This window comes from Streptomyces sp. DH-12, assembly GCF_002899455.1.
Taxonomy (GTDB): Bacteria; Actinomycetota; Actinomycetes; order Streptomycetales; family Streptomycetaceae; genus Streptomyces.
Genome location: NZ_PPFB01000001.1, coordinates 3,221,483 through 3,247,197, shown reverse-complemented (window position 1 = coordinate 3,247,197; position 25,715 = coordinate 3,221,483). Strand labels below are relative to the sequence as shown.

The 25,715-nt window shown below is 72.9% G+C and carries 26 protein-coding genes; 22 read left to right on the top strand and 4 right to left on the bottom strand.

Annotated elements, in window-relative coordinates; all coding sequences use genetic code 11:
• Positions 1–19: 19 nt before the first annotated feature.
• The 3 genes from C1708_RS13270 to truA all read left to right on the top strand — a co-directional run bounded on the left by C1708_RS13270 (position 20) and on the right by truA (position 2,713).
• Positions 20–1,042: a DNA-directed RNA polymerase subunit alpha gene (locus C1708_RS13270; protein WP_003966937.1), complete on the top strand. Its 1,023-nt coding sequence runs from the start codon at positions 20–22 to the stop codon at positions 1,040–1,042.
• Positions 1,043–1,218: 176 nt separating this feature from the next.
• Positions 1,219–1,725, top strand: coding sequence for a 50S ribosomal protein L17 (gene rplQ, locus C1708_RS13265; protein WP_106412890.1), 507 nt, complete (start codon positions 1,219–1,221; stop codon positions 1,723–1,725).
• Positions 1,726–1,882: 157 nt separating this feature from the next.
• The gene (gene truA, locus C1708_RS13260; protein ID WP_198602491.1) at positions 1,883–2,713 is read left to right on the top strand and encodes a tRNA pseudouridine(38-40) synthase TruA; all 831 of its coding nucleotides are present in this window, start codon (positions 1,883–1,885) and stop codon (positions 2,711–2,713) included.
• Positions 2,714–2,732: 19 nt separating this feature from the next.
• On the opposite strand, the gene C1708_RS13255 is transcribed toward truA, so the two are convergent.
• Positions 2,733–3,614: a hypothetical protein gene (locus tag C1708_RS13255; RefSeq protein ID WP_106412888.1), complete on the bottom strand. Its 882-nt coding sequence runs from the start codon at positions 3,612–3,614 to the stop codon at positions 2,733–2,735.
• Positions 3,615–3,688: 74 nt separating this feature from the next.
• Between C1708_RS13255 and C1708_RS13250 the strand changes: the two genes are divergently transcribed.
• The 4 genes from C1708_RS13250 to glmM all read left to right on the top strand — a co-directional run bounded on the left by C1708_RS13250 (position 3,689) and on the right by glmM (position 7,870).
• The gene (locus C1708_RS13250) at positions 3,689–4,894 is read left to right on the top strand and encodes a glycosyltransferase 87 family protein (RefSeq protein WP_106412887.1); all 1,206 of its coding nucleotides are present in this window, start codon (positions 3,689–3,691) and stop codon (positions 4,892–4,894) included.
• Positions 4,895–5,137: 243 nt separating this feature from the next.
• Entirely contained in the window at positions 5,138–5,581 is a 444-nt protein-coding gene (rplM, locus tag C1708_RS13245; RefSeq protein WP_106412886.1) for a 50S ribosomal protein L13, read from the top strand.
• A 42-nt stretch (positions 5,582–5,623) separates the two neighbouring features.
• Complete coding sequence (gene rpsI / locus C1708_RS13240; protein ID WP_019526966.1) at positions 5,624–6,136, top strand: 30S ribosomal protein S9; 513 nt, start codon at positions 5,624–5,626, stop codon at positions 6,134–6,136.
• 375 nt (positions 6,137–6,511) lie between these two features.
• Positions 6,512–7,870 (top strand): phosphoglucosamine mutase, encoded by a 1,359-nt coding sequence (gene glmM / locus C1708_RS13235; RefSeq protein WP_106412885.1) that lies wholly within the window; start codon positions 6,512–6,514, stop codon positions 7,868–7,870.
• Positions 7,871–8,044: 174 nt separating this feature from the next.
• On the opposite strand, the gene coaA is transcribed toward glmM, so the two are convergent.
• Positions 8,045–9,013, bottom strand: coding sequence for a type I pantothenate kinase (gene coaA / locus C1708_RS13230; RefSeq protein ID WP_198602490.1), 969 nt, complete (start codon positions 9,011–9,013; stop codon positions 8,045–8,047).
• Between the two features lie 172 nt (positions 9,014–9,185).
• On the opposite strand from coaA, the gene C1708_RS13225 reads away from it, so the two are divergent.
• The 4 genes from C1708_RS13225 (at position 9,186) to C1708_RS13210 (ending at position 13,381) form a co-directional block, all read left to right on the top strand.
• Entirely contained in the window at positions 9,186–9,965 is a 780-nt protein-coding gene (locus C1708_RS13225; protein ID WP_106412883.1) for a hypothetical protein, read from the top strand.
• Positions 9,966–10,067: 102 nt separating this feature from the next.
• The gene (gene glmS / locus C1708_RS13220; protein WP_106412882.1) at positions 10,068–11,915 is read left to right on the top strand and encodes a glutamine--fructose-6-phosphate transaminase (isomerizing); all 1,848 of its coding nucleotides are present in this window, start codon (positions 10,068–10,070) and stop codon (positions 11,913–11,915) included.
• A gap of 34 nt (positions 11,916–11,949) precedes the next feature.
• Positions 11,950–12,321 (top strand): holo-ACP synthase, encoded by a 372-nt coding sequence (locus C1708_RS13215; RefSeq protein ID WP_106412881.1) that lies wholly within the window; start codon positions 11,950–11,952, stop codon positions 12,319–12,321.
• Positions 12,322–12,544: 223 nt separating this feature from the next.
• Positions 12,545–13,381: an RNA polymerase sigma factor SigF gene (locus C1708_RS13210; RefSeq protein WP_198602489.1), complete on the top strand. Its 837-nt coding sequence runs from the start codon at positions 12,545–12,547 to the stop codon at positions 13,379–13,381.
• A gap of 120 nt (positions 13,382–13,501) precedes the next feature.
• Here C1708_RS13210 and C1708_RS13205 read toward each other — a convergent pair whose 3' ends face one another.
• On the bottom strand, positions 13,502–14,665 hold the full coding sequence (locus C1708_RS13205) for a hypothetical protein (RefSeq protein ID WP_106412879.1): 1,164 nt from the start codon (positions 14,663–14,665) through the stop codon (positions 13,502–13,504).
• 173 nt (positions 14,666–14,838) lie between these two features.
• On the opposite strand from C1708_RS13205, the gene C1708_RS13200 reads away from it, so the two are divergent.
• The 5 genes from C1708_RS13200 (at position 14,839) to C1708_RS34410 (ending at position 20,062) form a co-directional block, all read left to right on the top strand.
• Complete coding sequence (locus C1708_RS13200) at positions 14,839–16,320, top strand: NAD(P)H-hydrate dehydratase (RefSeq protein WP_106412878.1); 1,482 nt, start codon at positions 14,839–14,841, stop codon at positions 16,318–16,320.
• Positions 16,321–16,877: 557 nt separating this feature from the next.
• Complete coding sequence (gene alr, locus C1708_RS13195) at positions 16,878–18,056, top strand: alanine racemase (RefSeq protein WP_106412877.1); 1,179 nt, start codon at positions 16,878–16,880, stop codon at positions 18,054–18,056.
• Between the two features lie 37 nt (positions 18,057–18,093).
• Positions 18,094–19,308 (top strand): alpha/beta fold hydrolase, encoded by a 1,215-nt coding sequence (locus C1708_RS13190; RefSeq protein ID WP_106412876.1) that lies wholly within the window; start codon positions 18,094–18,096, stop codon positions 19,306–19,308.
• The gene (tsaE, locus tag C1708_RS13185) at positions 19,277–19,780 is read left to right on the top strand and encodes a tRNA (adenosine(37)-N6)-threonylcarbamoyltransferase complex ATPase subunit type 1 TsaE (RefSeq protein WP_106412875.1); all 504 of its coding nucleotides are present in this window, start codon (positions 19,277–19,279) and stop codon (positions 19,778–19,780) included. Before C1708_RS13190 ends, tsaE begins: the two co-directional genes overlap by 32 nt.
• A gap of 120 nt (positions 19,781–19,900) precedes the next feature.
• Complete coding sequence (locus tag C1708_RS34410) at positions 19,901–20,062, top strand: hypothetical protein (protein ID WP_198602488.1); 162 nt, start codon at positions 19,901–19,903, stop codon at positions 20,060–20,062.
• 5 nt (positions 20,063–20,067) lie between these two features.
• Here C1708_RS34410 and C1708_RS13180 read toward each other — a convergent pair whose 3' ends face one another.
• Complete coding sequence (locus tag C1708_RS13180) at positions 20,068–20,613, bottom strand: L,D-transpeptidase (protein WP_106416284.1); 546 nt, start codon at positions 20,611–20,613, stop codon at positions 20,068–20,070.
• 128 nt (positions 20,614–20,741) lie between these two features.
• Here C1708_RS13180 and tsaB point away from each other — a divergent pair, with 128 nt between their 5' ends.
• From tsaB to C1708_RS13150, 6 genes are all read left to right on the top strand, one after another.
• A complete protein-coding gene (gene tsaB / locus C1708_RS13175; RefSeq protein WP_106412874.1) occupies positions 20,742–21,395 on the top strand; it encodes a tRNA (adenosine(37)-N6)-threonylcarbamoyltransferase complex dimerization subunit type 1 TsaB in 654 nt (217 codons plus the stop codon).
• A complete protein-coding gene (gene rimI, locus C1708_RS13170) occupies positions 21,392–21,949 on the top strand; it encodes a ribosomal protein S18-alanine N-acetyltransferase (protein WP_198602487.1) in 558 nt (185 codons plus the stop codon). Before tsaB ends, rimI begins: the two co-directional genes overlap by 4 nt.
• Positions 21,942–23,039: a tRNA (adenosine(37)-N6)-threonylcarbamoyltransferase complex transferase subunit TsaD gene (gene tsaD / locus C1708_RS13165; RefSeq protein ID WP_106412873.1), complete on the top strand. Its 1,098-nt coding sequence runs from the start codon at positions 21,942–21,944 to the stop codon at positions 23,037–23,039. Before rimI ends, tsaD begins: the two co-directional genes overlap by 8 nt.
• Positions 23,036–23,299 (top strand): hypothetical protein, encoded by a 264-nt coding sequence (locus C1708_RS13160; protein WP_106412872.1) that lies wholly within the window; start codon positions 23,036–23,038, stop codon positions 23,297–23,299. The genes tsaD and C1708_RS13160 overlap by 4 nt, the downstream gene beginning before the upstream one ends.
• Before the next feature lie 138 nt (positions 23,300–23,437).
• On the top strand, positions 23,438–24,514 hold the full coding sequence (locus C1708_RS13155) for a LacI family DNA-binding transcriptional regulator (RefSeq protein WP_106412871.1): 1,077 nt from the start codon (positions 23,438–23,440) through the stop codon (positions 24,512–24,514).
• Positions 24,515–24,566: 52 nt separating this feature from the next.
• Complete coding sequence (locus C1708_RS13150; protein WP_106412870.1) at positions 24,567–25,676, top strand: LCP family protein; 1,110 nt, start codon at positions 24,567–24,569, stop codon at positions 25,674–25,676.
• Positions 25,677–25,715 lie beyond the last annotated feature (39 nt).

Below are 25,715 nucleotides of genomic sequence, written 5' to 3'. Positions count from 1 at the left end.
AGAAGGATCTGATCCCCTCATGCTGATCGCTCAGCGCCCCTCGTTGACCGAAGAGGTCGTCGACGAATTCCGCTCCCGGTTCGTGATCGAGCCGCTGGAGCCGGGCTTCGGCTACACCCTCGGCAACTCCCTCCGCCGCACCCTCCTGTCGTCGATCCCCGGTGCCGCTGTCACCAGCATCCGCATCGACGGCGTCCTGCACGAGTTCACCACCGTGCCGGGCGTCAAGGAGGACGTCACCGACCTGATCCTCAACATCAAGCAGCTGGTCGTCTCCTCGGAGCACGACGAGCCGGTCGTGATGTACCTGCGCAAGCAGGGCCCGGGTCTGGTCACCGCCGCCGACATCGCGCCCCCGGCCGGCGTCGAGGTGCACAACCCGGACCTCGTCCTCGCCACGCTCAACGGCAAGGGCAAGCTGGAGATGGAGCTGACCGTCGAGCGCGGCCGCGGCTACGTCTCCGCCGTGCAGAACAAGCAGGTCGGCCAGGAGATCGGCCGCATCCCGGTCGACTCGATCTACTCGCCGGTCCTCAAGGTCACCTACAAGGTCGAGGCGACCCGAGTCGAGCAGCGCACCGACTTCGACAAGCTGATCGTCGACGTCGAGACCAAGCAGGCGATGCGTCCGCGTGACGCCATGGCCTCCGCCGGCAAGACCCTGGTCGAGCTGTTCGGTCTCGCCCGCGAGCTGAACATCGACGCCGAGGGCATCGACATGGGTCCGTCCCCGACGGATGCCGCCCTCGCCGCCGACCTGGCGCTGCCGATCGAGGAGCTGGAGCTCACGGTCCGGTCGTACAACTGCCTCAAGCGTGAGGGCATCCACTCCGTGGGTGAGCTCGTCGCGCGGTCCGAGGCGGACCTGCTCGACATCCGGAACTTCGGTGCGAAGTCCATCGACGAGGTCAAGGCCAAGCTGGCCGGTATGGGCCTCGCGCTCAAGGACTCGCCTCCCGGGTTCGACCCGACCGCCGCCGCGGACGCGTTCGGCGCCGATGACGACGCGGACGCCGGGTTCGTGGAGACCGAGCAGTACTGAGAGTCCGGGCCTTCCGGTCCGTACTCGGGCGCGGGTGCGCTGTGTCGCGCAGTTCCCCGCGCCCCTTCCGAGCAGGCCCCTCCGGGGCTCTGCCCGGATCTCCGACAGGCGACCGCCTGCTCGGATACTGACTCCGGTACCTGATACGGCCGGGGCAGACACACAGGAGAGTCATCATGCCGAAGCCCACCAAGGGTGCCCGTATGGGCGGCAGCGCCTCGCACGAGAAGCTCATGCTCGCGAACCTCGCGAAGGCGCTTTTCGAGCACGGCCGCATCACCACCACCGAGGCGAAGGCGCGCAAGCTGCGTCCCTACGCCGAGCGTCTGGTCACCAAGGCGAAGAAGGGCGACCTTCACAACCGCCGTCAGGTGCTCCAGGTGATCACGGACAAGAGCATCGTCCACACGCTCTTCACCGAGATCGGCCCGCGCTACGAGAACCGTCCCGGTGGCTACACCCGCATCACCAAGATCGGTAACCGCCGTGGCGACAACGCGCCCATGGCCGTCATCGAGCTGGTCGAGGCGCTGACGGTGCAGCAGGCCGCGGTCGGCGAGGCCGAGGCCGCGACCAAGCGGTCCGCGAAGGACGCCGAGGCCGCCGAGGCCGCGGAGAACAAGGCCGACCTGTCGAAGGACGAGGCTGCCGAGGCTCCGGCCGAGGAGTCGAAGGACGCGTAAGCGTTCCGGCGGGGCTGTGCGGCCGGCTGTGGCGCCGTCGTGGCGGAGCCGCACGTCGAGCACAGTCCCGCGCCCCTCGAGGGTGTTGTTGCGGGCCCGCTTCTTTCGAGGAGCGGGCCCGCTTCCTTTGTGGTGATCGGAGATCCGGGTGAGTGGTGTGGTGCGGGTTCGGCTGGATCTTTCCTACGACGGGACCGATTTCTCCGGGTGGGCCAAGCAGGCCGGGGGGCGGCGGACCGTACAGGGGGAGATCGAGGACGCCCTGCGGACCGTGACGCGGTCCGCGACGACGTTCGAGCTGACCGTGGCGGGGCGGACCGACGCGGGCGTGCACGCGCGGGGCCAGGTCGCGCACGTGGACCTGCCGCGCGAGGTGTGGGCGGAGCACCGTCCGAAGCTGCTGAAGCGGCTCGCCGGGCGGCTGCCGAAGGACGTGCGGGTGTGGGCGCTGAGGGAGGCGCCGCAGGGCTTCGACGCCCGTTTCTCGGCGATCTGGCGGCGCTACGCCTACCGCGTCACCGACAACCCCGGCGGTGTCGACCCGCTGCTGCGCAACCACGTGCTGTGGCACGACTGGCCGCTGGACGTGGACGCCATGAACGAGGCCGCCCGCGGGCTGCTGGGCGAGCACGACTTCGCCGCGTACTGCAAGCGGCGCGAGGGCGCGACGACCATCCGGACGCTGCAGGAACTGAGCCTGGCGCGCGGCGACGACGGGATCGTCACGGCCACCGTGCGGGCCGACGCCTTCTGCCACAACATGGTGCGCTCGCTGATCGGCGCGCTGCTGTTCGTCGGCGACGGGCACCGCGCCCCGGACTGGCCCGCGAAGGTCCTGGCGGCGGGCGTACGGGACTCGGCGGTGCACGTCGTACGCCCGCACGGCCTGACCCTGGAGGAGGTCGGCTACCCGGCCGACGAACTCCTCGCGGCGCGCAGCGCCGAGGCGCGCAACAAGCGGACGCTGCCGTCGGCCGGCTGCTGCTGACGCGCTCCGGACGGCGGGGTCAGCCGACCGCCGCCGCCGACGCCTGGGCCTCGCCCCTGCGGCGGATCTGACGGTACGTGAACTCCTGGAGGTCGTCGCCGGTCTTGAAGACGGCCTCGTCCTTCTCCGTCACGTCCTCGCCGCTGGTGAAGCCGGCCAGGGTGAAGTAGGCGTAGCGGCCGTAGGCGTTGGTGGTGGAGCGGCAGACCGCGCCGGCGCAGAAGTCCTTCACACCGCCGCCGGCCAGCGACTTGACGATGCTCTTCGCGTCCGCCTGCTGCCTGGCCCTCGTGGCCTGCGCCTCGGTCGCGAAGACGGCCACGCCGACCGTCACCGCCACGCCGTCCCGGCTGTAGGTGACCCGGATCAGCCGGGTGCAGTCGTTGTCGGTGAGGACCTTGGGGAGCGTGGCCTTGGCCGCGGACGCGCAGTCCTTGGTGTCCGCCGTCGGACCCTTCTTGTAGACCGTGTCGCCCATGGTCAGCTGCGTGCCCGGGAAGAGGATGTCGGGGCTCAGCGGAGCCTTGTCCTTCCGGGCGCTGGCGACGAAGTCCTTCGGGTCCAGCGGGGGCGGCGCGCTCGTCGGCGCGAACGACGGGACGGTGCCGGTGGCGCTCGGCAGGTCGGAGACCCCGGGCAGCTGGGACGAGGCGCCCGGGGAGGCCTGGCCGGAGCCGCCCGCCGACACGACGGCGACCGCCACCGCGGTGCCTATCGCGACGGCGGCGAGTGCGCCGCCGCCTATGAACAGCAGGCGGCGCCGCTTGGCGCGGGCCTCGGACGCGTCGGCGAGCGCCGCCCAGTCGGGCGACCCGCCGGCGCTGCCGCTGTTCCACGGCTGCTGGGAATTCGGTTTCCAGGGATCCCACTGCTGCGAGGACCCCCCCTGCCCAAAGCTCATGGGGCGCATCTTAGACGGGGCAAGGGGTGTGCTGGTCCGCCTCAACGGGCCCGCGAAGCCTTAGCGTTGCGCCCATGGTGACGGGCAAAAGCGACATCTCCGGGTGGTTGGTGCGCCCCGCGGGCGCCGGCTGGTGGGCCGGACTCGTGGCGGTCCTGGGCGCGCTGACGACCCATGCGGTGCTGGTGACCTCGGACGGAGGCATGGACAACGGCATCGTCGTGGACGCGGCGCGCACCTGGCTGGACGGCGGGTCGCCGTACGACGACGCGCACTTCCTCTATTTTCCGAGCGCGGTGGTCGCGGCCGCCCCGCAGGCGCTGCTGCCGCGGTCCGTGCTGGACGTCCTGGTGCCGGTGGCGGTCGTCGTCGCGCTCGCGCTGGGCTGGGTGTGCGCGCTGCTGCTGCACCGGGTGCCGCTGCACAGCAGGCTCGCCGTGCTGGGGCTGCTCGGGCTCGCGGCCGGGTTCGCGCCGTTCGCGCAGCTGGTGCGGCTGGGCAACTGGACGGTGACGGCCGTCCTGGCGCTGCCGCTGTGCCTGCTGCTGGCGAGCCGCGGCCGGTGGCTCGCGGCGGGCGCGGTGATCGGGGTGGCGGTGGCGCTGAAGCCGCTGCTCGCGCCGATGGCGCTGCTGTTCCTCTTCGCGCGCCGGTGGGGCGCGCTCGCCCTGGTGGTGCTGGTGCCGGCCGTCGCGTCGGTGGCGGCCGCCTTCTTCCTGCCCGACCCCACCGGCTTCCTCACCCGGACTCTCCCCTTCCTGTTCACCGCGGACGACGCCTTCCTGCGGCTCTACGAGGCGGGCCCGGCGGCCGTGCTGCCCCGGCTCGGCGTGCCGCAGGCCCTGGCCACGGCGCTGGCGGTGGCCGCCGCCGCGGTGGGGGTGGGGTGCGCGTACCGGCGGTGGCGCGGGCCGGGTCCCGAGCCGCTGCGCCTCGCGGAGACGTCCGCCGGGCTGATGCTGTCCGCGTTCCTGGTGTCGCGGCCCTCCTACAACCACTACCTGCTCGTCGTGCTGCCGCTGCTGCTCGCCGGCCTGCCGTACGCGGGGTCGGTGACCCGGCGGCCGTGGTTCTGGCTGGCGCTGGTGCCGCAGCTCCCGGGGGTGACCTGGCCCTGGCTGGAGTCGGGGAAGCGGCGGGCGTTCCGGGACGCCGTCACGCTGTGCGCGCTGGCGGGGACGGTGGCGTCCCACGCGGTCAGGGGCGCGCGGGGGGCGGAGGACACGGGGCGGGCGCCGGAAGAGGGGCGTGCGGCCGTGCGGGGGGCGGTGCGGTCGTAAAATGGTGTGCGCCCCCGGGCGGCGGGCTCGTTTTGACCCGTCCGGCCGAGCGCGTATATCCTGCATGTTCGTTGTGTGTAGTGGCTTACTCATTCTCACGTGAGGGGCCCTTACACCGGTCCACCGGGCCGATGACCAGCGACCAGCACGCGGTTTGCGTCACCGCTGTGCGGTCAGGGCTGTCGTGATCGTCTTCGGTGACCTTGTCAGGACCATTCACTGAAGAAGCGAAGGCTACGAACCGTGCGTACGTACAGCCCCAAGCCCGGCGATGTGACGCGTCAGTGGCACGTCATCGACGCTCAGGACGTCGTCCTGGGCCGTCTGGCCTCCACCGCCGCCTCCATCCTGCGTGGCAAGCACAAGCCGATCTACGCGCCCCACGTCGACACCGGTGACTTCGTCATCATCATCAACGCCGACAAGGTGCACCTCTCCGGCAACAAGCGGACCCAGAAGATGGCGTACCGCCACTCGGGCTACCCGGGTGGTCTGCGCTCCGTCCGCTACGACGACCTGCTTGCCAAGAACCCCGAGAAGGCCGTCGAGAAGGCCGTCAAGGGCATGCTCCCCAAGAACACCCTGGGCCGTCAGATGCTCTCGAAGCTGAAGGTCTACTCGGGCGACCAGCACCCGCACGCCGCTCAGCAGCCGGTGCCGTTCGAGATCACCCAGGTCGCGCAGTAAGTCCGGCCACCCCCTAAGACCGAAGAGAATCTGAGGAGAATCGTGGCCGAGACCACTGCCGAGCAGCCGCTCGAAGAGCTTGACATCGACAGCTACACCACCGAGTCCGAGGTGCCCGTCGAGGGCGAGTACACCTCGGAGTCCATGGCCTCCCGCTTCGGCGAGCCCCAGCCGGCCGCCGGCCTGGGCCGCCGCAAGAACGCCATCGCCCGCGTCCGGATCGTCCCGGGCACCGGCAAGTGGAAGATCAACGGTCGCACCCTCGAGGACTACTTCCCGAACAAGGTGCACCAGCAGGAAGTGAACGAGCCCTTCAAGGTGCTCGAGCTCGAGGGCCGCTACGACGTCATCGCCCGCATCGCGGGTGGCGGTGTCTCCGGTCAGGCCGGTGCGCTCCGTCTCGGTGTCGCCCGTGCGCTGAACGAGGCGGACGTCGACAACAACCGCGGTCCGCTGAAGAAGGCCGGCTTCCTGCGCCGCGACGACCGTGCGGTCGAGCGGAAGAAGGCCGGTCTGAAGAAGGCCCGCAAGGCTCCGCAGTACAGCAAGCGCTAATCACAGGGCGCTCGTGCGTACTCCGAACGCCCCGGCGGCACGCCATCGTGCTGCCGGGGCGTTCGTTTATTCACTGTCGTGGGCGTATAACGGCACAAGGCGCTCAAACGCTAATGTGATCGGATGGTCGGGTCGGGTGGTGACGCCCGGGTCGGGCGGTGACACCTGGTGCGTGCCCGGTGAGGTCGTGGTGAGCGTTCCCGTGACGCGGGAGCCGCGGCCGTTCCGCGACCGTCGCACGACCCCCGGACACATCAGAAGCTCAGCTTTGTCAGTGGCACAGCCGTCGGCCGTACCGGCCGGTCCCACGCCTCGGCGGGACCTTGGTGGCGGGCCCGGACGGCTGTCGGTACTGACGCATTTTCAGGAGGACAAGTGGGACGACTCTTCGGCACGGACGGCGTGCGCGGTGTCGCCAACGCGGATCTCACGGCGGAGATGGCGCTCGGCCTGTCCGTCGCCGCCGCGCACGTACTGGCCGAGGCGGGCACGTTCGAAGGGCACCGGCCCACCGCCGTGGTCGGGCGTGACCCGCGCGCGTCCGGGGAGTTCCTGGAGGCCGCCGTGGTCGCCGGGCTCGCCAGCGCGGGCGTGGACGTCCTGCGGGTCGGCGTGCTGCCGACGCCGGCCGTCGCCCACCTCACCGGCGCGCTCAGGGCCGACCTGGGCGTGATGCTCTCCGCCAGCCACAACGCCATGCCCGACAACGGCATCAAGTTCTTCGCCCGCGGGGGGCACAAGCTCGCGGACGAGCTGGAGGACCGGATCGAGGCGGTCTACGAGGAGCACCGGACCGGCGCTCCGTGGGACCGGCCCACCGGGGCCGGGGTCGGACGGGTGCGGGACTACGGGGAAGGGCTCGACACGTATGTCGCCCACCTCGTGGGCGTGCTGCCGAACCGGCTCGACGGGCTGAAGATCGTGCTCGACGAGGCGCACGGTGCGGCGTCGCAGGTGTCGCCCGAGGCGTTCCGGCGGGCCGGGGCCGAGGTCGTGACGATCGGGGCCGAGCCGGACGGGCTGAACATCAACGACGGGTGCGGATCCACGCATCTCGCGCAGCTGAAAGCCGCGGTGGTCGAGCACGGGGCCGCGCTGGGGATCGCGCACGACGGGGACGCGGACCGGTGTCTGGCCGTGGACCACACCGGGGAGGAGGTCGACGGGGACCAGATCCTCGCCGTGCTGGCGCTGGCGATGCGGGAGCGGAACGCGTTGCGGTCCGACACCGTGGTCGCGACGGTGATGTCCAACCTCGGGTTCAAGCTCGCCATGGAGCGGGAGGGGATCCGGCTCGTCCAGACGGCGGTGGGGGACCGGTACGTCCTGGAGGAGATGAAGGAGAACGGCTTCGCCCTGGGCGGGGAGCAGTCCGGGCACGTCATCGTCCTCGACCACGCGACGACCGGGGACGGGACGCTGACGGGGCTGCTGCTGGCGGCGCGGGTCGCGCAGAGCGGGCGGACGCTGCGGGAGCTGGCCTCGGTGATGGAGAGGCTGCCGCAGGTGCTGATCAATGTGCCCGATGTGGACAAGTCCCGGGTGAAGACGTCGGCGGAGCTGGCGACGGCGGTCGGCGAGGCCGAGCGCGAGCTGGGCGAGACCGGGCGGGTGCTGCTGCGTCCCTCGGGCACGGAACCGCTGGTGCGGGTGATGGTCGAAGCGGCTGACATCGAGCAGGCCCGGTCGGTGGCGGGACGGCTCGCGGACGCGGTGAAGTCCGCACTGGGCTGAGGTGTGACGCCTGGGGGCGGTCCGGTGGGGGCTGGGGACGCCCCCTCCGGGAGGCGCCCCGTGAGCACCGGGCTGCGCAGGCTCCCCCCCCTCGGCCGGCACCCGCGCCGGGTGCCTTTCCGTGCGGGGGAGCGCGGCACCCTCTTGCCTGTGCCTCCCAGGGGTGGCCGTGTCTCAGAGTTTGCGCAGGCTCAGGCGCTGGACCGTGTGGTCGGGGCCCTTGCGGAGGACCAGGGTGGCCCGGCCCCGGGTGGGGGCGATGTTCTCGACGAGGTTCGGCTTGTTGATGGTCCGCCACATCGTGCGGGCGTAGTCCAGCGCCTCCTCCTCCGACACCTGCGTGTACCTCCGGAAGTACGAGGACGGGTCCTGGAACGCGGTGTCCCGCAGCTTGCGGAAGCGGTTCAGGTACCAGCGCTCGATGTCCTCGGTGCGGGCGTCGACGTACACGCTGAAGTCGAAGTAGTCGGCGAGGCCCACCCGGGTGCGCCCGTCCTTGCCGGGGAGGGCGGGCTGCAGGACGTTGAGGCCCTCGACGATCAGGATGTCCGGCCGCCGCACGGTGAGCTTCTCGCCGGGGACGATGTCGTAGATGAGGTGGGAGTAGACGGGTGCGGTGACCTCCGACTTGCCCGCCTTGATGTCGGCGACGAACCGCGTCAGCGCGCGCCGGTCGTAGGACTCGGGGAAACCTTTCCGCGACATCAGGCCGCGCGCCTGGAGCTCCTTGGTGGGGAGCAGGAAGCCGTCCGTGGTGACCAGCTCCACGCGCGGATGCTCCGGCCACCGGGACAGCAGCGCGCGCAGCAGCCGCGCCACCGTGGACTTGCCGACGGCGACGGAACCGGCGACCCCTATGACGAAGGGCGTGCCCGACTGGGAGCCCTTCTCGCCGAGGAAGGTGTTGAGCGCGCCGCGCAGGCCGTCGGTGGCGCGGACGTAGAGGTTGAGCAGCCTGGACAGCGGCAGGTAGATGTCCCGCACCTCGTCGAGGTCGATGACGTCGCCGAGACCGCGCAGCCGCTCCACCTCCTCCGCGGTCAGCGGCAGCGGCGTCTTGTCGCGCAGCGCGCTCCACTCGGCACGGGTGAGGTCGACGTAGGGAGTCGCCTCCGGCCGCTGCCGGTGGGCGCTCCGGGGCATCGAGGGGACCGGAGAGATCACAGTCCATTGTTAACGGAGTTCGAACGTGGCGACAGGTGGGCTGTGTCACGTCGGCGTCCCGTGGGGGATCCGATGATCATCTGTGAGGCGGCTGTGTACAGTGCGCGCACATGATGCGGATGCCTCCGCGCCTTCGAGAAAGAGTTCCTCCGTGAGAACCAGTTCCGTCCGTCGTACCGCGCTCGCCGCCTCCGTCGCCGCGCTGGCCCTGCTCGTCACCGCCTGCGGCGGCTCCGGCGACGACCAGGACAAGGCCGACGAGGGCAAGGGCGCGTCCGCCGCCTCCGGCGCCCCGGCGGAGGCGCTCACCGCCGCCGACCTGGAGAAGGCCGCCCTCGCGCAGTCGGACGTCAAGAGCGGCAAGGTCGCCACCAAGCTCCCGGCGACGGACGACGTCGCCGCCGGCAAGGTGAAGACGGAGGACGCCGCCTGTCTGCCGCTGGCCCGCGCCCAGGCCGCCGTGGCGCAGGGCGAGCCGGCCGCGTCCGTGAAGCGGTCCTGGACGGGCGACCCGGTGAAGCCGTCCGCGGACACCAAGCCCGAGGACGCCCTGATGGCCGCGCTCGACGTGGACAAGGCGCTGATCAACCTCGCCTCCTACGACGGCGACGGCGCCGAGCAGGCGATGAAGGGCCTGGCCGCGGCGGCCGAGAAGTGCGTGGGCGGCTACAAGGCCACCGTCGTCGGCGAGCCGATGGACGTCGTCAAGGTCGCCACCACCGCGGCCCCCGAGGGCGGCGACGAGGGAGCCGCCGTCACGCTGACCGTGGCCGCCGACGAGGGCGTCGAGGCGCCCAACAAGATCGTCGTGGTGCGCAAGGGCGCCACCGTGGTCACCTTCAGCGCCGTGAACCTCGCGGCCATGGCCACCGGCGAGGACTTCGAGGTCCCGGCCGACGTCGTCGCCGCGCAGGTCGGCAAGCTCGGCTGACGCGGAACCTCTCCCACCGGTGCCTCGCGCACCGGTGGGAATTTCCGATTCCGGGCACGCGGAGGCCGTTTCCGGCGGCTGACGGACCGTAGGCTGCCGAGCATGTGCGGAATCGTGGGTTATGTGGGGCCGCAGTCGGCGCTTGACGTCGTGACGGCCGGACTGAAGCGACTCGAATACCGGGGCTACGACTCGGCGGGCGTCGCCGTGCAGGCCGACGGCGGACTGGCCACGGCGAAGAGGGCCGGGAAGCTGGTCAACCTGGAGAAGGAACTGGCCGACCGGCCGCTGCCGACCGGGACGACCGGCATCGGCCACACCCGGTGGGCCACGCACGGCGGCCCCACCGACGCCAACGCCCACCCGCACATCGACGACGCGGGCCGGGTCGCCGTCGTCCACAACGGCATCATCGAGAACTTCGCCGCCCTGCGGGAGGAGCTGACCGAGCGCGGGCACGAGCTGCGCTCCGAGACCGACACCGAGGTCGTCGCCCATCTGCTCGCCGAGGAGTACTCCGCCTGCGCCGACCTCGCCGAGGCGATGCGGCTGGTGTGCCGGCGGCTGGAGGGCGCCTTCACCCTGGTCGCCGTGCACGCCGACGAGCCGGACGTGGTGGTCGGCGCGCGCCGCAACTCGCCGCTGGTGGTGGGTGTCGGGGAGGGGGAGTCGTTCCTCGCCTCCGACGTCGCCGCGTTCATCGCCCACACCCGCGACGCGATCGAGCTGGGGCAGGACCAGGTCGTCGAAGTGCGCCGCGACGCGGTGACCGTGACGGACTTCCAGGGGGCTCCGGCCGACGTCCGCGCGTACCACGTCGACTGGGACGCCTCCGCCGCCGAGAAGGGCGGCTACGCCTCTTTCATGCTCAAGGAGATCGCCGAGCAGCCGAAGGCGGTCGCCGACACCCTGCTGGGCCGCGTCGACGGCTCCGGCTCGCTGACCCTGGACGAGGTGCGCATCCCGGCGGGCGTGCTGCGCGAGGTCGACAAGGTCGTCATCGTCGCCTGCGGCACCGCCTTCCACGCGGGCCTCATCGCCAAGTACGCCATCGAGCACTGGACGCGCGTGCCGTGCGAGGTGGAGCTGGCGAGCGAGTTCCGCTACCGGGACCCGATCCTCGACCAGCAGACCCTCGTCATCGCCATCTCCCAGTCCGGCGAGACCATGGACACCCTGATGGCGCTGCGGCACGCCCGTGAGCAGGGCGCCAAGGTGCTGGCCATCTGCAACACCAACGGATCGACGATCCCGCGGGAGTCGGACGCGGTGCTGTACACGCACGCCGGTCCGGAGGTCGCCGTCGCGTCGACGAAGGCGTTCCTGACGCAGCTGGTCGCCTGTTATCTGGTCGCGCTGTACCTGGGGCAGGTGCGCGGCACCCAGTACGCCGACGAGATCCGCGCCGTGGTGCGGGACCTCGCGTCGATCCCCGGCGCGGTCGAGCGGGTCCTTCGGACCATGGAGCCGGTACGGCGGCTCGCCCGCTCCCTGGCCGAGAAGAACACGGTGCTGTTCCTGGGCCGGCACGTGGGCCACCCGGTCGCGCTGGAGGGTGCGCTGAAGCTGAAGGAGCTCGCCTACATGCACGCCGAGGGGTTCGCGGCCGGCGAGCTGAAGCACGGGCCGATCGCGCTCGTCGAGGACGGCCTGCCGGTCGTCGTGGTCGTGCCGTCGCCGCGCGGACGGTCCGTGCTGCACGACAAGATCGTCTCCAACATCCAGGAGATCCGCGCGCGCGGCGCCCGCACCATCGTGGTCGCGGAAGAGGGGGACGAGACGGTCGTCCCGTACGCCGACCATCTGATCCGCGTCCCCGTCACGCCGACGCTGCTCCAGCCGCTGGTGGCGACCGTGCCGTTGCAGGTGTTCGCCTGCGAGCTGGCGACCGCCCGCGGCAACGAGGTCGACCAGCCGCGGAACCTCGCCAAGTCGGTCACCGTGGAGTAGGGGGCCGGAGGGCCCGTCGCTTTAGGGTGCCCGCATGAGCATCATCGGAGTCGGGATCGACGTCGCCGAGATCGAGCGGTTCGCCGCGTCGCTGGAACGCACGCCCGGGCTGGCCGAGCGGCTCTTCGTGGAGAGCGAGCTGCTGCTGCCCAGCGGGGAGCGGCGCGGCGTCGCCTCCCTGGCGGCGCGGTTCGCCGCCAAGGAGGCACTGGCCAAGGCGCTCGGGGCCCCCGCGGGGCTCTACTGGACCGACGCGGAGGTGTGGTGCGAGGACAGCGGGCGGCCGCGGCTGCGGGTCAAGGGGACCGTCGCCGCCCGCGCGGAGGAGCTGGGGGTGCGCTCCTGGCACGTCTCGCTGAGCCACGACGCCGGGGTGGCCTCGGCCGTCGTGGTCGCGGAGGGGTGAGGGGCCGTGGGATCCGCGTGGCCCGGGGTGGCCGTCGACCTTCCCGCCTGGGGTGATGCGCTCCTGGTGGTCGCCGCTGTCCTCACCGTCGTTCTCGCCCTCGTACGCCTCCTGCGAAAAAATCGTCGATGAAGGTGCGTGCTTCGCAGAAGTGGGGGTACATGCGGGGAGCCGGATCGGAGCGGGGGCACGTATGAGGGAGGGCTTTACTGTGACGTCGACAATGGCACGGACGGACCAGGCGCAGAGCGTGACCGAGCTGCCGGAGGTCGCGGATCCCGGCCAGGTGGCGCCGCAGGACGCGCGTGAACTGTCCCGGCAGTTCTTCCGGCGGCTGACGGAGCTGGAGGAAGGCACCCACGAGTACCAGTACGCGCGCAACACGCTGATCGAGATGAACATGTCCCTGGTCCGCTACGCGGCCGGCCGGTTCCGCAGCCGCGGCCCGGAGGAGATGGAGGACATCGTCCAGGTCGGCATGATCGGTCTGATCAAGGCCATCGACCGGTTCGAGCTCTCCCGCGAGGTCGAGTTCACGTCCTTCGCGATCCCCTACATCGTCGGCGAGATCAAGCGCTTCTTCCGCGACACCTCGTGGTCCGTGCACGTGCCGCGTCGGCTCCAGGAGGCCCGGGTGCAGCTCGCCCGCGCCACCGAGGAACTGCGCAGCCGCCTGGGCCGTACGCCCACCACCGCCGAGCTGGCGCAGCTGATGAGCCTCACCGAGGCCGAGGTCAACGAGGCCCGGCTGGCCGCCAACGGCTACAACTCCGCGTCGCTGGACGCCGCCATCGGCAGCGAGCCGGACGGCGAGAGCGTGCTCGCGGACTTCATCGGCGCCGAGGACGCGGCGCTGGGGCTGGTGGAGGACTTCCACGCCCTCGCCCCGATGATCGCCGAGCTGGACGAGCGTGAGCGGAAGATCGTCCACTGGAGGTTCGTGGAGGAGCTGACGCAGGCGGAGATCGGTGAGCGGCTGGGCTGCTCGCAGATGCACGTGTCGCGACTGCTGTCGCGGACCCTGAAGCGGCTGCGGGCGGGGATGCTCTGCACCAACTGACGGGCTGAGCGCGAGCTTGGAGAGCGGGGTGCGGCGCCTTGGGCGCCGCACCCCGCTGTGTCGTGCGGGCCGGCCTGCCTGCCTGCCTGGCAGATCGGCTCACCCGGTGGATCGGCCCGCCTAGCAGATCGACTGCGCGCTGTTCACCAGGCGGTTGTTGCGGAAGGTGATGTTCTCGCCGCAAGGGCTCTCGCGGATCGAGGAGTTCGTCACCGTGAGGTTCTGGACGGTGATGTCCCTGTTGTTCGGGAACTCCGAGCGGGCCGCCAGACGGATCTCGCCGCCGCCCGTGACCGTGCCGCTCTGGGCCGCGAGGGTCACGTTGTAGCAGTTCTCGATCAGGATCGCGTTGTTGCCGGTGTTCGAGAGCGTGATCCTGTCGATCGTCGCGCCGCCGCTCTCCGAGACGCAGAACACGCCGCGTCCGCCGCCGCGGGCGATCACCTCGCCGACGCGGATGTTCGTCGCGTAGCTGCTGCCGATCCGGCCGTTGCGGTTGGCCATGCGGAAGGCCGCGTAGCCGGTGCCGGTGCCGGCGTTCTCCGCGTCCACCTTCGTGACCGTGGCGTTGACGGTCTGGTTGAGGAGGAGGCCGGACTCGCCCACGTTGCGGGCGGTCACCGTGCCGACGGTCAGGCCGTCGACGCCGTACGTCTCCACGGCGTGACTGGACGCGCCGGACACGTACACGGTGTCGATACGGACGTTGCGCGTCCACCGGCTGGTGTCGCCGCGGTTGTCGATGCGGACGCCGAGGCCGCGGGACAGACGCATGTCGATCCGGCCCAGGACCACGTTCTCCACGTTGCGCAGGAAGATGCCGTAGAGCGGGGCGCCGGTGACGTTGAGGTGCTGCACCTCGATGTCGCGGGTGCCGCGTGAGTAGACCGGCGCCTGGTCGCCGGAGCCGGTGCCGGTGACGTCGATCGTGCCGCAGACATCGAGGACCGTGTAGCTGGGGAGCGAGATGCGGGAGCCCGCGGAGAGGGAGCCGGAGCCGCGGACCACGACGCGTTCCTTGCTGGTGCGGTTCGCGGTGAGCGCGCCGATCGCCGCCTGGACGGCGGCGCGCATGTCGGTCCCGGTGTGGACCGTGCTGCCGCCTCGGCGGGCGGTCCAGGTGGAGCCGTTCTTGACGGCTTCGGCGTGGTACGTGCCGTCGCCGCAGGCTGCTGCGCGGGCGGGGGCCGGCGGCTGTGCGGCCGCGGCGGGCGGGGTGAGGGTGGTTGTCGCCGTGAGGAGGGCCGTGGCGGCTGCTGCGAGTGACGCGGCTCGGCATCGCATGCGTCGCATGGGGTTCTTGTCCTTGTCGTCATGTCGTCGAACCGGTTCGAGTGAATCGATTCATTCGGTGGGGGCCGGGAGTGTGGCAAGGGCGCCGGGTGGAGTCAAGAGGTTCTGGTGACGGGAGGAGCAGGGGGAGGGCAGGGGGCGGGGCTTCGGGGAAACTCGGAAGCATGCGGACTGCTTACAGCGTGGAGACGGTCAGGGCGGCGGAACGGGAACTGATGGCGCGGCTGCCGGAGGGGGCGCTGATGCAGCGCGCTGCCGCCGGGCTCGCCGCGGCGTGCGCGGATGTGCTGGGGCGGGTGTACGGCAGCCGGGTGGTCCTGCTGGTCGGCAGTGGGGACAACGGGGGCGACGCCCTGTACGCCGGCGCGCGGCTGGCTCGGCGGGGGGCCGGGGTGCGGGCGGTGCTGCTGGCGCCGGGGCGGGCTCATGCGGGTGGGCTGGCCGCCCTGCGGCGGGCGGGGGGTTCCGTGGTGGCGGACGCCGGGAGCGCGGTGGGGCTCGTCGAGCGGGCCGATCTCGTCGTGGACGGGATCGTGGGGATCGGGGGGAAGGGCGGGCTGCGGGAGGAAGCGGTGCCGTTGGCCGAGGCCGCTCGGCGGGGACGGGGCCGGGGGCGGGGGGTCGTGGTCGCGGTCGACCTGCCGAGCGGGATCGACGCGGACACGGGGGAGGTGCGCGGGGCCGCTGTCCGGGCGGATGTCACGGTCACCTTCGGTGCGTACAAGCCGGGGTTGCTGATCGATCCGGCTCGGGAGTACGCGGGGGTCGTGCGGTTCGTCGACATCGGACTGGAGCTGGAGCCGGACGGGGCGGCGGGGGCCGCTGAGGCTCGGGCGGAGGCGCTGCAGCACGGGGAGGTGGCGCGGTTGTTGCCGGTGCCGGCTGCGGAGAGTGACAAGTACCGGCGGGGGGTCGTGGGGATCGCGGCCGGGTCCGCGCGGTATCCGGGGGCGGCCGTGCTGGCGGTGGCCGGCGCCCTGCGGGGTGGCGCCGGGGCCGTGCGGTACGTGGGGCCGGCGGGGAGTGCGGTGCTGGCTCGGCATCCCGAGACGCTGGTGTCGGAGCGGGGGCCCGCGCGTGCGGGGCGGGTGCAGGCGTGGGTCGTCGGGCCGGGGGCCGGGGACGACGCGGCGACGGTGGGGGAGGTGCTGGCGGCGGACGTGCCGGTGCTGATCGACGCGGACGGGTTGCGGCTGGCGGAGGCCGGGGCGGTGCGGGGGAGGGGCGAGCGGGGGGTGCCTACGTTGATGACTCCCCATGCGGGGGAGGCGGCCGCGTTGCTGGGGGTCGAGCGGGAGGAAGTGGAGGCGGGGCGGCTGGCGGCCGTGCGGGAGCTGGCGGCGCGGTACGGGGCGGCTGTGCTGCTGAAGGGGTCCACGACGCTGGTCGCGGAGGCGGGGGGCGGGGGTGCGGTGCGGGTGAACCCGACGGGGACGCCGTGGCTGGCCACGGCGGGGAGCGGGGATGTGCTGTCGGGGCTCGGGGGGTCGCTGCTGGCGGCGGGGTTGTCGGCGGTGGACGCGGGGAGCGTGGCGGCGTACGTGCACGGGTTGGCGGGGCGGTTCGCGGCGGAGGGGGCGCCGGTGAGTGCGGAGGATGTCGCGCGGCGGATCCCGGAGGCCTGGCGGAGCGTGGCGCGGGGCTGAGGTGTGACGCCTGCGGCGTGGGTCCCCGCCTGGTGGGGGTCCAGGTCCGGATGCCTGCGGTGCGGGTCTCCGCGGCTGAGGTCCGACGCCTGCGGCGCGGGGTTCTGTCCGGTGGGGGGCTGGTGCAGCGCCCACGGGGGGTGGGTGGTGCGGGGCCGCGGTGGGGGCGGTCGTCCTCGGTCCGGCGCGAGAGTGCGTGCTGGAGAGGTGCGGGACGCGGACGCGCCGGCCGCTGCGGGCGCCCGCCCCCGCCCCGTCCCCTCCCCGCCGTACGCGGCCACGCCCCCCGTGATCCGCGGGCATTCGTGCCGCCTCGGGCGGGCGCGGCGGCGCCCCGTAAGCGCCGGGTTGCGCGAACATCCCCCGGCCCGCGCCCGCACCGGGTGGTGCGAGACCCCGGTGTGTCCAGCACACGTTCGTCGGCGGGCCCCCACGCCGGGTGCTTCCGCGTAGACGCCCCCTGGACGGCACCCCGCCCGAACGGCAGGACGGTCGCGCGGAGCGCGAAGGCGCCGCTCCTCCCGTGGGGGTGTGGGGGCTCTGAGAGACTGTCGGGGATGAAAGAGACAGGTGACCCGCACGGCGCGGAGCTCCGAGCCCGTGCTGTGATCGATCTGGCCGCCGTGCGGGCCAACGTGCGCACCCTCCGTGAGCGCGCCCCCGGCGCCGCCCTGATGGCCGTCGTCAAGGCCGACGGGTACGGGCACGGCGCCGCCCCTTGCGCCCGTGCGGCCGTCGCCGCCGGTGCGACCTGGCTGGGCACCGCCACGCCCCAGGAGGCGCTCGCCTTGCGCGCGCCCGGCGCCGGTGTGCCGGACGACGTCCGGATCATGTGCTGGCTGTGGACGCCAGGCGGGCCCTGGCGCGAGGCGATCGAGGCCGACGTCGACGTCTCGGTGAGCGGGCTGTGGGCGCTGGACGAGGTCACCGCCGCCGCCCGTCTCGCCGGCCGCGCCGCGCGGGTCCAGCTCAAGGCGGACACCGGGCTGGGGCGCGGTGGCTGCCAGCCCGGTGACTGGGCCGAGCTGGTCGCGGGCGCGCTGCGTGCCGAGGCCGAGGGGCTGCTGCGGGTGACCGGGCTGTGGTCGCACTTCGCGTGTGCCGACGAGCCGGGGCATCCGTCGATCGCCGCCCAGTTGTCGACGTTCCGGGAGATGGTGGCGTACGCGGAGGCACGGGGTGTGGAGCCCGAGGTGCGGCACATCGCCAACTCGCCCGCGACCCTGACGCTGGCCGAGAGCCATTTCGACCTGGTGCGGCCCGGCATCGCGGTGTACGGCGTCTCGCCCAGCCCCGAGATCGGTACGCCGATGGAGCTGGGGCTGCGGCCGGCGATGACCCTGACGGCGTCGCTGGCGCTGGTGAAGAACGTGCCGGGCGGGCACGGGGTCGGTTACGGGCACCACTATGTGACTCCGGGGGCCACCACTCTCGGTCTGGTGCCGCTCGGGTACGCCGACGGCATTCCGCGGCACGCCTCGTCCGCCGGACCTGTGTTGGTCGAGGGGAAGTGGCGGACCGTCGCCGGGCGGGTCGCGATGGATCAGTTCGTCGTCGACCTGGGCGGCGACGAGCCGGCGCCGGGGGCCGAGGCGGTCCTGTTCGGTCCCGGTGACCGCGGTGAGCCCACCGCGGAGGACTGGGCGCAGGCGTGCGGGACCATCGCGTACGAGATCGTCACCCGGATCGGCAGCCGTGTCCCGCGTGTTCACGTGAACGGGGAAGAGAGCGGGTAAGGGCCCTTGCGTGGGGTCCGGGGAAGAGGAGCGGTACGTGAGCGAGAGCAGTGCGCAGGCCGTGACGGCCGCGTCCGCCGGGGGATGGCGCCGGGCGACCGGTGTCGCGGGCCTCGCGATAGGCGTGCTGGCCACCGGGGCCGCCGCCGGTGTCGCCGTCGAGCGGATGACGGTCGGCCGGGGCATACGCCGCAAGGCCCGGCTGGTCCTGGACTCGGCGGGGCCGTACGGCTCCCTGCGCGGCATGCCCGGCAAGGCGTACGCCGACGACGGCACCGAGCTGTACTACGAGGTCGACGAGGTAGAGCCCGAGGCGCAGGAAGGGCGGCGGCGGCGGTTGTTCGGGCGGCGGGCGCCCGCGCCGGTGACCGTGGTGTTCAGCCACGGGTACTGCCTCAGCCAGGATTCCTGGCACTTCCAGCGGGCCGCGCTGCGCGGTGTGGTGCGGACCGTGCACTGGGACCAGCGCAGTCACGGGCGTTCGGCGCGGGGCGCCGCGCAGATGGAGCGCGGGGAGCCGGTCACCATCGAGCAGCTCGGGCGTGATCTGAAGGCCGTGATCGACGCGGCCGCTCCTGAGGGACCGCTGGTGCTGGTCGGGCACTCCATGGGCGGGATGACCGTGATGGCGCTCGCCGAGCAGTTCCCGGAGCTGGTTCGGGAGCGGTGCGTGGGGGCCGCCTTGGTGGGGACGTCGTCGGGGCGGCTGGGGGAGGTCAACTTCGGGCTGCCGGTGGCCGGGGTCAACGCGGTGCGGCGGGTGCTGCCCGGGGTGCTGAAGGCGCTGGGGCAGCGGGCCGAGCTGGTGGAGAAGGGGCGGCGGGCGACGGCCGATCTGTTCGCCGGGGTCGTGAAGCGGTACTCGTTCGCGTCGCGGGACGTGGATCCCGCCGTCGCCCGGTTCGCCGAGCGGATGATCGAGTCGACGCCGATCGACGTGGTGGCCGAGTACTATCCGGCCTTTGGCGATCACGACAAGGCGGAGGCGCTGGCGCACTTCGCGGAGCTGCCCGTGCTGGTGCTCGCCGGGGTGGGGGATCTCGTGACCCCGAGCGAGCACAGCGAGGCCATCGCCGATCTGCTGCCCGAGGCCGAGCTGGTGCTCGTGCCGGACGCCGGGCACCTGGTGATGCTGGAGCACCCCGAACAGGTGACCGACCGTCTCGCCGACCTGCTCGTCCGCGCGGGCGCCGTGCCCGCAGGAGCTACCGTGGGTGGCTATGGAAGCAGCAGCACCGCACACCCCGGCTGAACTGACCGTCACCTCCCCCGAGCAGATGCGCGACCTCGGGCGGCGGCTCGCCAAGCTGCTGCGCGCGGGCGACCTCGTGCTGCTCTCCGGCGAGCTGGGGGCCGGCAAGACGACCCTGACGCGTGGGCTGGGCGAAGGGCTCGGGGTGCGGGGCGCGGTGACCTCGCCGACGTTCGTCATCGCCCGGGTGCACCCCCCGCTGGGGGACGGTCCGCCGCTGGTGCACGTCGACGCCTACCGGCTGTCCGGCGGGCTCGACGAGATGGAGGACCTCGACCTCGACGTCTCGCTGCCCGAGTCGGTGGTCGTCGTGGAGTGGGGCGAGGGCAAGGTCGAGGAGCTGACCGAGGACCGGCTGTACGTCGTCATCCACCGTGCGGTCGGCGACACCACGGACGAGGTCCGGCACGTGACCGTGCGGGGGCTCGGCGCGCGCTGGGCGGGGGCGGAGCTGGGTTCGCTGTCCGCCTGAGCGTTCCGACAAGGTGTCGGCATGGTGTTGCGTCCGCGGTGTCCGGCGTGGTCACATGGTATCCAGCTCGCGGTTAGGTATACCTAACCGCGTCCGCCCCCCGACGTCCAGGAGGCGTCCATGCCGGCCATCCAGAGCAGGCGTGAGCCCACGCCGCGACCGGTGCCCATGCGTGACCTGCTCGCCGCCTGCGCGGCGGCCGCCGCCGTCTCCACACCGCCGCCCGCTCCCGAGCCGCGGCGGGAGGAGAAGGCGGCGCGCGGCCGTCGCGAGGCCGCGTAGCGGACCTACGGCACCACGACGACCGTTCGCCCGATCGTCGCGAACGTCCACATCGCCGCGGCGTCCTCCCGCGTCTCGCGGATCCCGCCCGTGCGTTCCCGCGGGTCGAGGACGGGCGCCGAGCCGTCGACCGCCGCGCTGAACCCGATCGCCGTGCCGTCGACGCTGGCGAACCGCACGACGTGCTCCACCGGCACGCCGTCCGACCCCGTCACGGAGCCGGACCGGGAGGTGACCCGGTAGGTGCCCGGCGCCGGGTCGACCGTGCTGGGGCTGACGCCGAAGGTGCGGCGCACCGCGCCGCCCTCGTCCACCAGCCACACCCGGTCGCGGCCCAGCGAGTAGACGACGCGCTGCCCCTGCCCCGAGCGCGGGGGCGGCGCGGCCGGGTGGCCGTTGCGGGGCCCCTCCGGCGCGGGCGCCGGAGAGCCGGACGCCCGCTGGCGCAGGTCGGGCGGGACCGTCTCCGCCGCCCGGTGGCCGAGGTGGCCGACCGTCGCGAGGGCCGCCGCGGTCAGCCCCGCCACGATCATCGAGCTGGTCCCCGCCATCGACGTCACCCCTGTCCTGCTCTGTCCTGCTCCGCCCTGTCCTGTGCGGACGTGACGCGACCGTAGCAGTCCGTGACCGTCCGGCCCGTGCGGCCGTGGCCGGGGCGCGGGAGCCGTAGGCTGTTTGCGTGCTCTTGCTCGCTCTGGATACCGCCACTCCCGCCGTCACCGTCGCGCTGCACGACGGCGACGACGTCATCGCCTCGTCGAGCCAGGTGGACGCCCGCCGCCACGGTGAACTGCTGCTCCCGGCCGTCGACCGGGTGCTCGCCGAGGCCGGTCTGCGGCTCGACGCCGTCACCGGGATCGTGGCCGGCACCGGCCCCGGCCCCTACACCGGCCTGCGGGTCGGCCTGATGACCGCCGACGCCTTCGGGCTCGCCCTCGGCGTGCCCGTGCACGGTGTGTGCACGCTGGACGGCCTGGCCTACGCGGCCGACCTGGAGGGCCCCTTCGTCGTGGCGACCGACGCCCGCCGCAAGGAGGTCTACTGGGCGCGGTACGCCGACTCGCGCACCCGCCTCACCGACCCGGCCGTGGACCGCCCCGCGGACATCGCCGGCCAGGTCGCCGGCCTGCCCGCGGTCGGCGCGGGCGCGCTGCTGTACCCGGACACCTTCCCCCGGGCGCACGAGCCGGAGCACGTGAGCGCCGCCGCCCTCGCCCGGCTGGCCGCGGAGAAGCTGGCGGCGGGCGAGGAACTGCCCGCGCCCCGGCCGCTGTACCTGCGGCGGCCCGATGCCCAGGTCCCCAAGAACTACAAGGTGGTCACCCCCAAGTGACGGGAACCGAGACGGTCGTCCTGCGCGAGATGCGCTGGTGGGACATCGACCCCGTGCTGGAGCTGGAGCGCGACCTCTTCCCCGAGGACGCGTGGTCGCGCGGCATGTTCTGGTCCGAGCTGGCCCACTCCCGCGGGCCCGGCGCGACCCGGCGCTACGTCGTCGCCGAAGAAGGCGACCGGATCGTCGGCTACGCCGGCCTCACCACCTCCGGCGCGGAGGGCGACGACGGCGGCGCCCCGGCCGCCGACATCCAGACCATCGCGGTCACCCGCGACCACTGGGGCACCGGACTGGGCTCGCGGCTGCTGACCGAACTGCTGCGCGCGGCCACGGCGTTCGAGTGCGCCGAGGTGATGCTGGAGTGCCGCGTCGACAACGTCCGCGCCCAGAAGCTCTACGAGCGCTTCGGCTTCGAGGTCATCGGAGTCAGGCGCGGCTACTACCAGCCGGGCAACGTGGACGCGCTGGTCATGCGCTTGACCGGCCCGTCCGCCTCCGTGACCCCGGGCCACCCCGTCAACGGCGTACAAGGAACCGAGACCCATGGCTGACGAACCCCTGGTACTGGGGATCGAGACCTCCTGCGACGAGACCGGCGTCGGCATCGTCCGCGGCACCACCCTGCTCGCGGACGCCGTCGCCTCCAGCGTCGACGAACACGCCCGCTTCGGCGGCGTCGTCCCCGAGGTGGCGAGCCGCGCCCACCTCGAGGCGATGGTCCCCACCATCGAGCGGGCGCTGAAGGAGGCGGGGGTCGGCGCCCGCGACCTCGACGGCATCGCCGTCACGGCGGGACCCGGGCTGGCCGGCGCGCTGCTGGTCGGCGTCTCCGCCGCCAAGGCGTACGCCTACGCCCTCGGCAAGCCGCTCTACGGGGTCAACCACCTCGCCTCCCACATCTGCGTCGACCAGCTGGAGCACGGGCCGCTGCCCGAGCCGACGATGGCGCTGCTGGTCTCCGGCGGCCACTCCTCGCTGCTGCTGTCCGCCGACATCACCTCCGACGTGCGTCCCCTCGGCGCGACCATCGACGACGCGGCGGGCGAGGCCTTCGACAAGATCGCCCGGGTGCTGAACCTCGGCTTCCCCGGCGGCCCCGTCATCGACCGGTACGCCCGCGAGGGCGACCCGGACGCGATCGCGTTCCCGCGCGGCCTGACCGGCCCCCGCGACCCGGCGTACGACTTCTCCTTCTCCGGTCTGAAGACGGCCGTGGCCCGCTGGATCGAGGCCAGGCGGGCGGCGGGCGAGGAGGTGCCGGTGCGGGACGTGTCGGCGTCCTTCCAGGAGGCCGTCGTGGACGTGCTCACCCGCAAGGCCGTGCGGGCCTGCAAGGACGAGGGCGTCGACCACCTGATGATCGGCGGCGGCGTGGCCGCCAACTCCCGGCTGCGCGCGCTGGCCGAGGAGCGCTGCGAGGCGGCCGGCATCCGGCTGCGGGTGCCGCGCCCCAAGCTGTGCACGGACAACGGCGCGATGGTGGCCGCCCTCGGCGCGGAGATGGTCGCCCGCAACCGCGCGGCCTCCGACTGGGACCTCTCGGCGGACTCCTCCCTCCCGGTCACCGACCCGCACGTGCCGGGCGCCGCCCACTCCCACGACCACGTCCACGAGACCGCCCGGGAGAACCTCTACCCATGACCGTCGCGCTGATGTGGGAGGCCCGCGCGGTCCCCGGCCGCGGCCCGGACCTGCTGGCCTGGGCCGAGGAACGGGCCCGCGGACTCCCCCGCCGCCCGGCCCGCCGCGAGGTCTTCCGCGCCCCCCAGGACCGCGTCCTCGTCATCACCTGGTGGAACGCCCCCCTCGACGCGGACCTCCCCGAACTCCCGGAACCGGAGGGCACGCTGGTCACGCGGGCGGTGCACCGGTGGCGGTTCGAGTCGCTGGGGAGTGTGTGATCCCGGGGGGCCGGCTCCCGGTCGCGCCCGGGCCGGCGCGGCTTCGGCCGGATGAGGGAAACTTTCGGAAGATCGGCCGAATGTTCCGGCCCGTCGAAGGGCTTCGTCCTCGCCGCTCGCGGAGATACGATCGCCGCCATGACTTCCCCGCAGCCCGCTGAGACCCGGACCCACGGGCGCAGCACGCAGACCGCGACGCTCGCCGAGATCGCCCGCGAGGCGGGTGTCTCCGCGCCGACTGTTTCGAAGGTGCTCAACGGCCGCGCCGACGTCGCCCCCGGCACCCGTTCCCGGGTCGAGGAACTGCTGCGCACCCACGGGTACCGGCGCCGCCGAGCCGAGGCCAGCCGCTCGCCCCTCATCGACCTGGTCTTCCACGAGCTGGAGAGCGCCTGGGCCATGGAGGTCATCCGGGGCGTGGAGAACGTCGCCCGGGACGCCGGGCTGAGCGTGGTGCTGTCCGAGAGCGCGGGACGGCTCACGCCCGGCCGTACCTGGGCCGACCAGGTCGCCGCCCGCCGCCCGCACGGCGTGATCCTCGTGCTGTCCGGCCTCGACGAGTCCGGGCGCGCGCTGCTGACCAGCCGCTCCATCCCCTTCGTGGTGATGGACCCGGCCGGCGACCCCGGCACCGACGTGCCGTCCATCGGCGCGACCAACTGGCAGGGCGGGCTCGCCGCCACCCGGCACCTGGTCGAGCTGGGCCACACCCGGATCGGCGCGATCAGCGGGCCCTCGCGGATGATGTGCAGCCGGGCCCGCGTCGACGGGTACCGGGCCGCCCTGGAGACCGCCGGGCTGCCGGTCGACCCGCAGCTGATCGTCACCGGCGACTTCCACCACGACGCCGGCTACCGGCAGGGACTCGCCCTGCTGCGCCGCGAGGACCGGCCCACCGCGGTGTTCGCGGGCAACGACCTCCAGGCGCTCGGGCTGTACGAGGCCGCGCGCGAGCTGGGGCTGCGGATCCCGGAGGACCTGAGCGTGGTCGGGTTCGACGACCTGCCGGTGGCCCGCTGGGTGGGCCCGCCGCTGACGACCGTGCGGCAGCCGCTGACGGAGATGGCGGAGGCGGCGGCCAAGCTGGTGCTCGACCTGGGCAAGGGCGAGGACGCCCCCGCGGCGACCCGCGTGGAGCTGGCGACCAGCCTGGTGGTGCGGAGCAGCACGGCCGCGCCGGCGGGCCGGCGGGAGCCGGGCCGGTCTCACGTCTGAGAATTTCCCAAGAAAAACGTCCGGGGAGCACCGGACGTCATAATTCGGACGTATGTTCCTGATGGTGACGGCACATCAGGGGACAAGCGGGGACAGCGCCGGAGGGGACGCCGGGGGCGCGGACATACGCGCGGCCGCACGGCCCGGCCGGCGGAGGAGACGGGCGCTCAAGGCCGCCGGGGGCGTACTGGCCGGGCTGCTGCTGCTCGGCGCGGGCACGGCAGTCTGGGCGTATCTGCGGCTGGACGGGAACATCCGCGGGGTCGACATCGACCAGGCGCTGGGCGACGACCGTCCCGCCAGGGGTGAGGTCACCCCGGAGCCGTCGCCGTACGGGGACCCCTCGCCGCTGCCGACCGGGTCGCTGAACCTGCTGGTGCTCGGCTCCGACTCGCGCGGCGGCGCGGAGAACCGGGAGCTGGGCGGCGGGGAGGGCGGCAGCGCGCGGTCCGACACCGCGATGGTCGTGCACCTCGACGCCGGGCGGACCGCCGCGACGGTGGTCAGCGTCCCCCGCGACACCCTCGTCGACCGGCCCTCCTGCCCGCTGGAGGGCGGGGGGTCGACACGGCCGGTGTCCGGGGTCATGTTCAACACCGCGTACGAGGTGGGCGGGCCGGTGTGCGCGGTGAAGACCGTCGAGACCCTCACCGGTGTCCGCATGGACCACTACGTCGAGATCGACTTCGCCGGGTTCGCCCGCCTGGTCGACGCGCTCGGCGGGGTCACCGTCACCACCCGCCAGGACATCGACGACGACCGCAGCCGCCTCACCCTGGAGGCCGGCACCCACCACCTCGACGGCACCCGGGCGCTCGCGCTCGCCCGCACCCGGTACGGCGTCGGCGACGGCAGCGACCTGGGCCGCATCACGCTCCAGCAGGACCTGGTGAAGACGCTGGTCGGGCGGATCACCGAGCTGGACCTGCTGACCAGCCCCACCGTGCTGTACGAGGTCGCCGACGCCGTCACCGGGGGCCTCACCACCGACACCGGTCTGGACTCGCTCGGCGAACTGGTCACGTTCGCCCGCAGCCTGGAAGGGCTGACCGCCGACCGCGTCACCACCGTGACCATGCCGGTGCTGCCCGCACCCTCCGACCCCGACCGGGTGGTGCCGGACGAGCCCGAGGCGGGACGGCTGTGGGCCTCGCTGCGGTGAGCGAAAGATCTTTCCGGGCGGGTGTCGATTTCCGTCCGT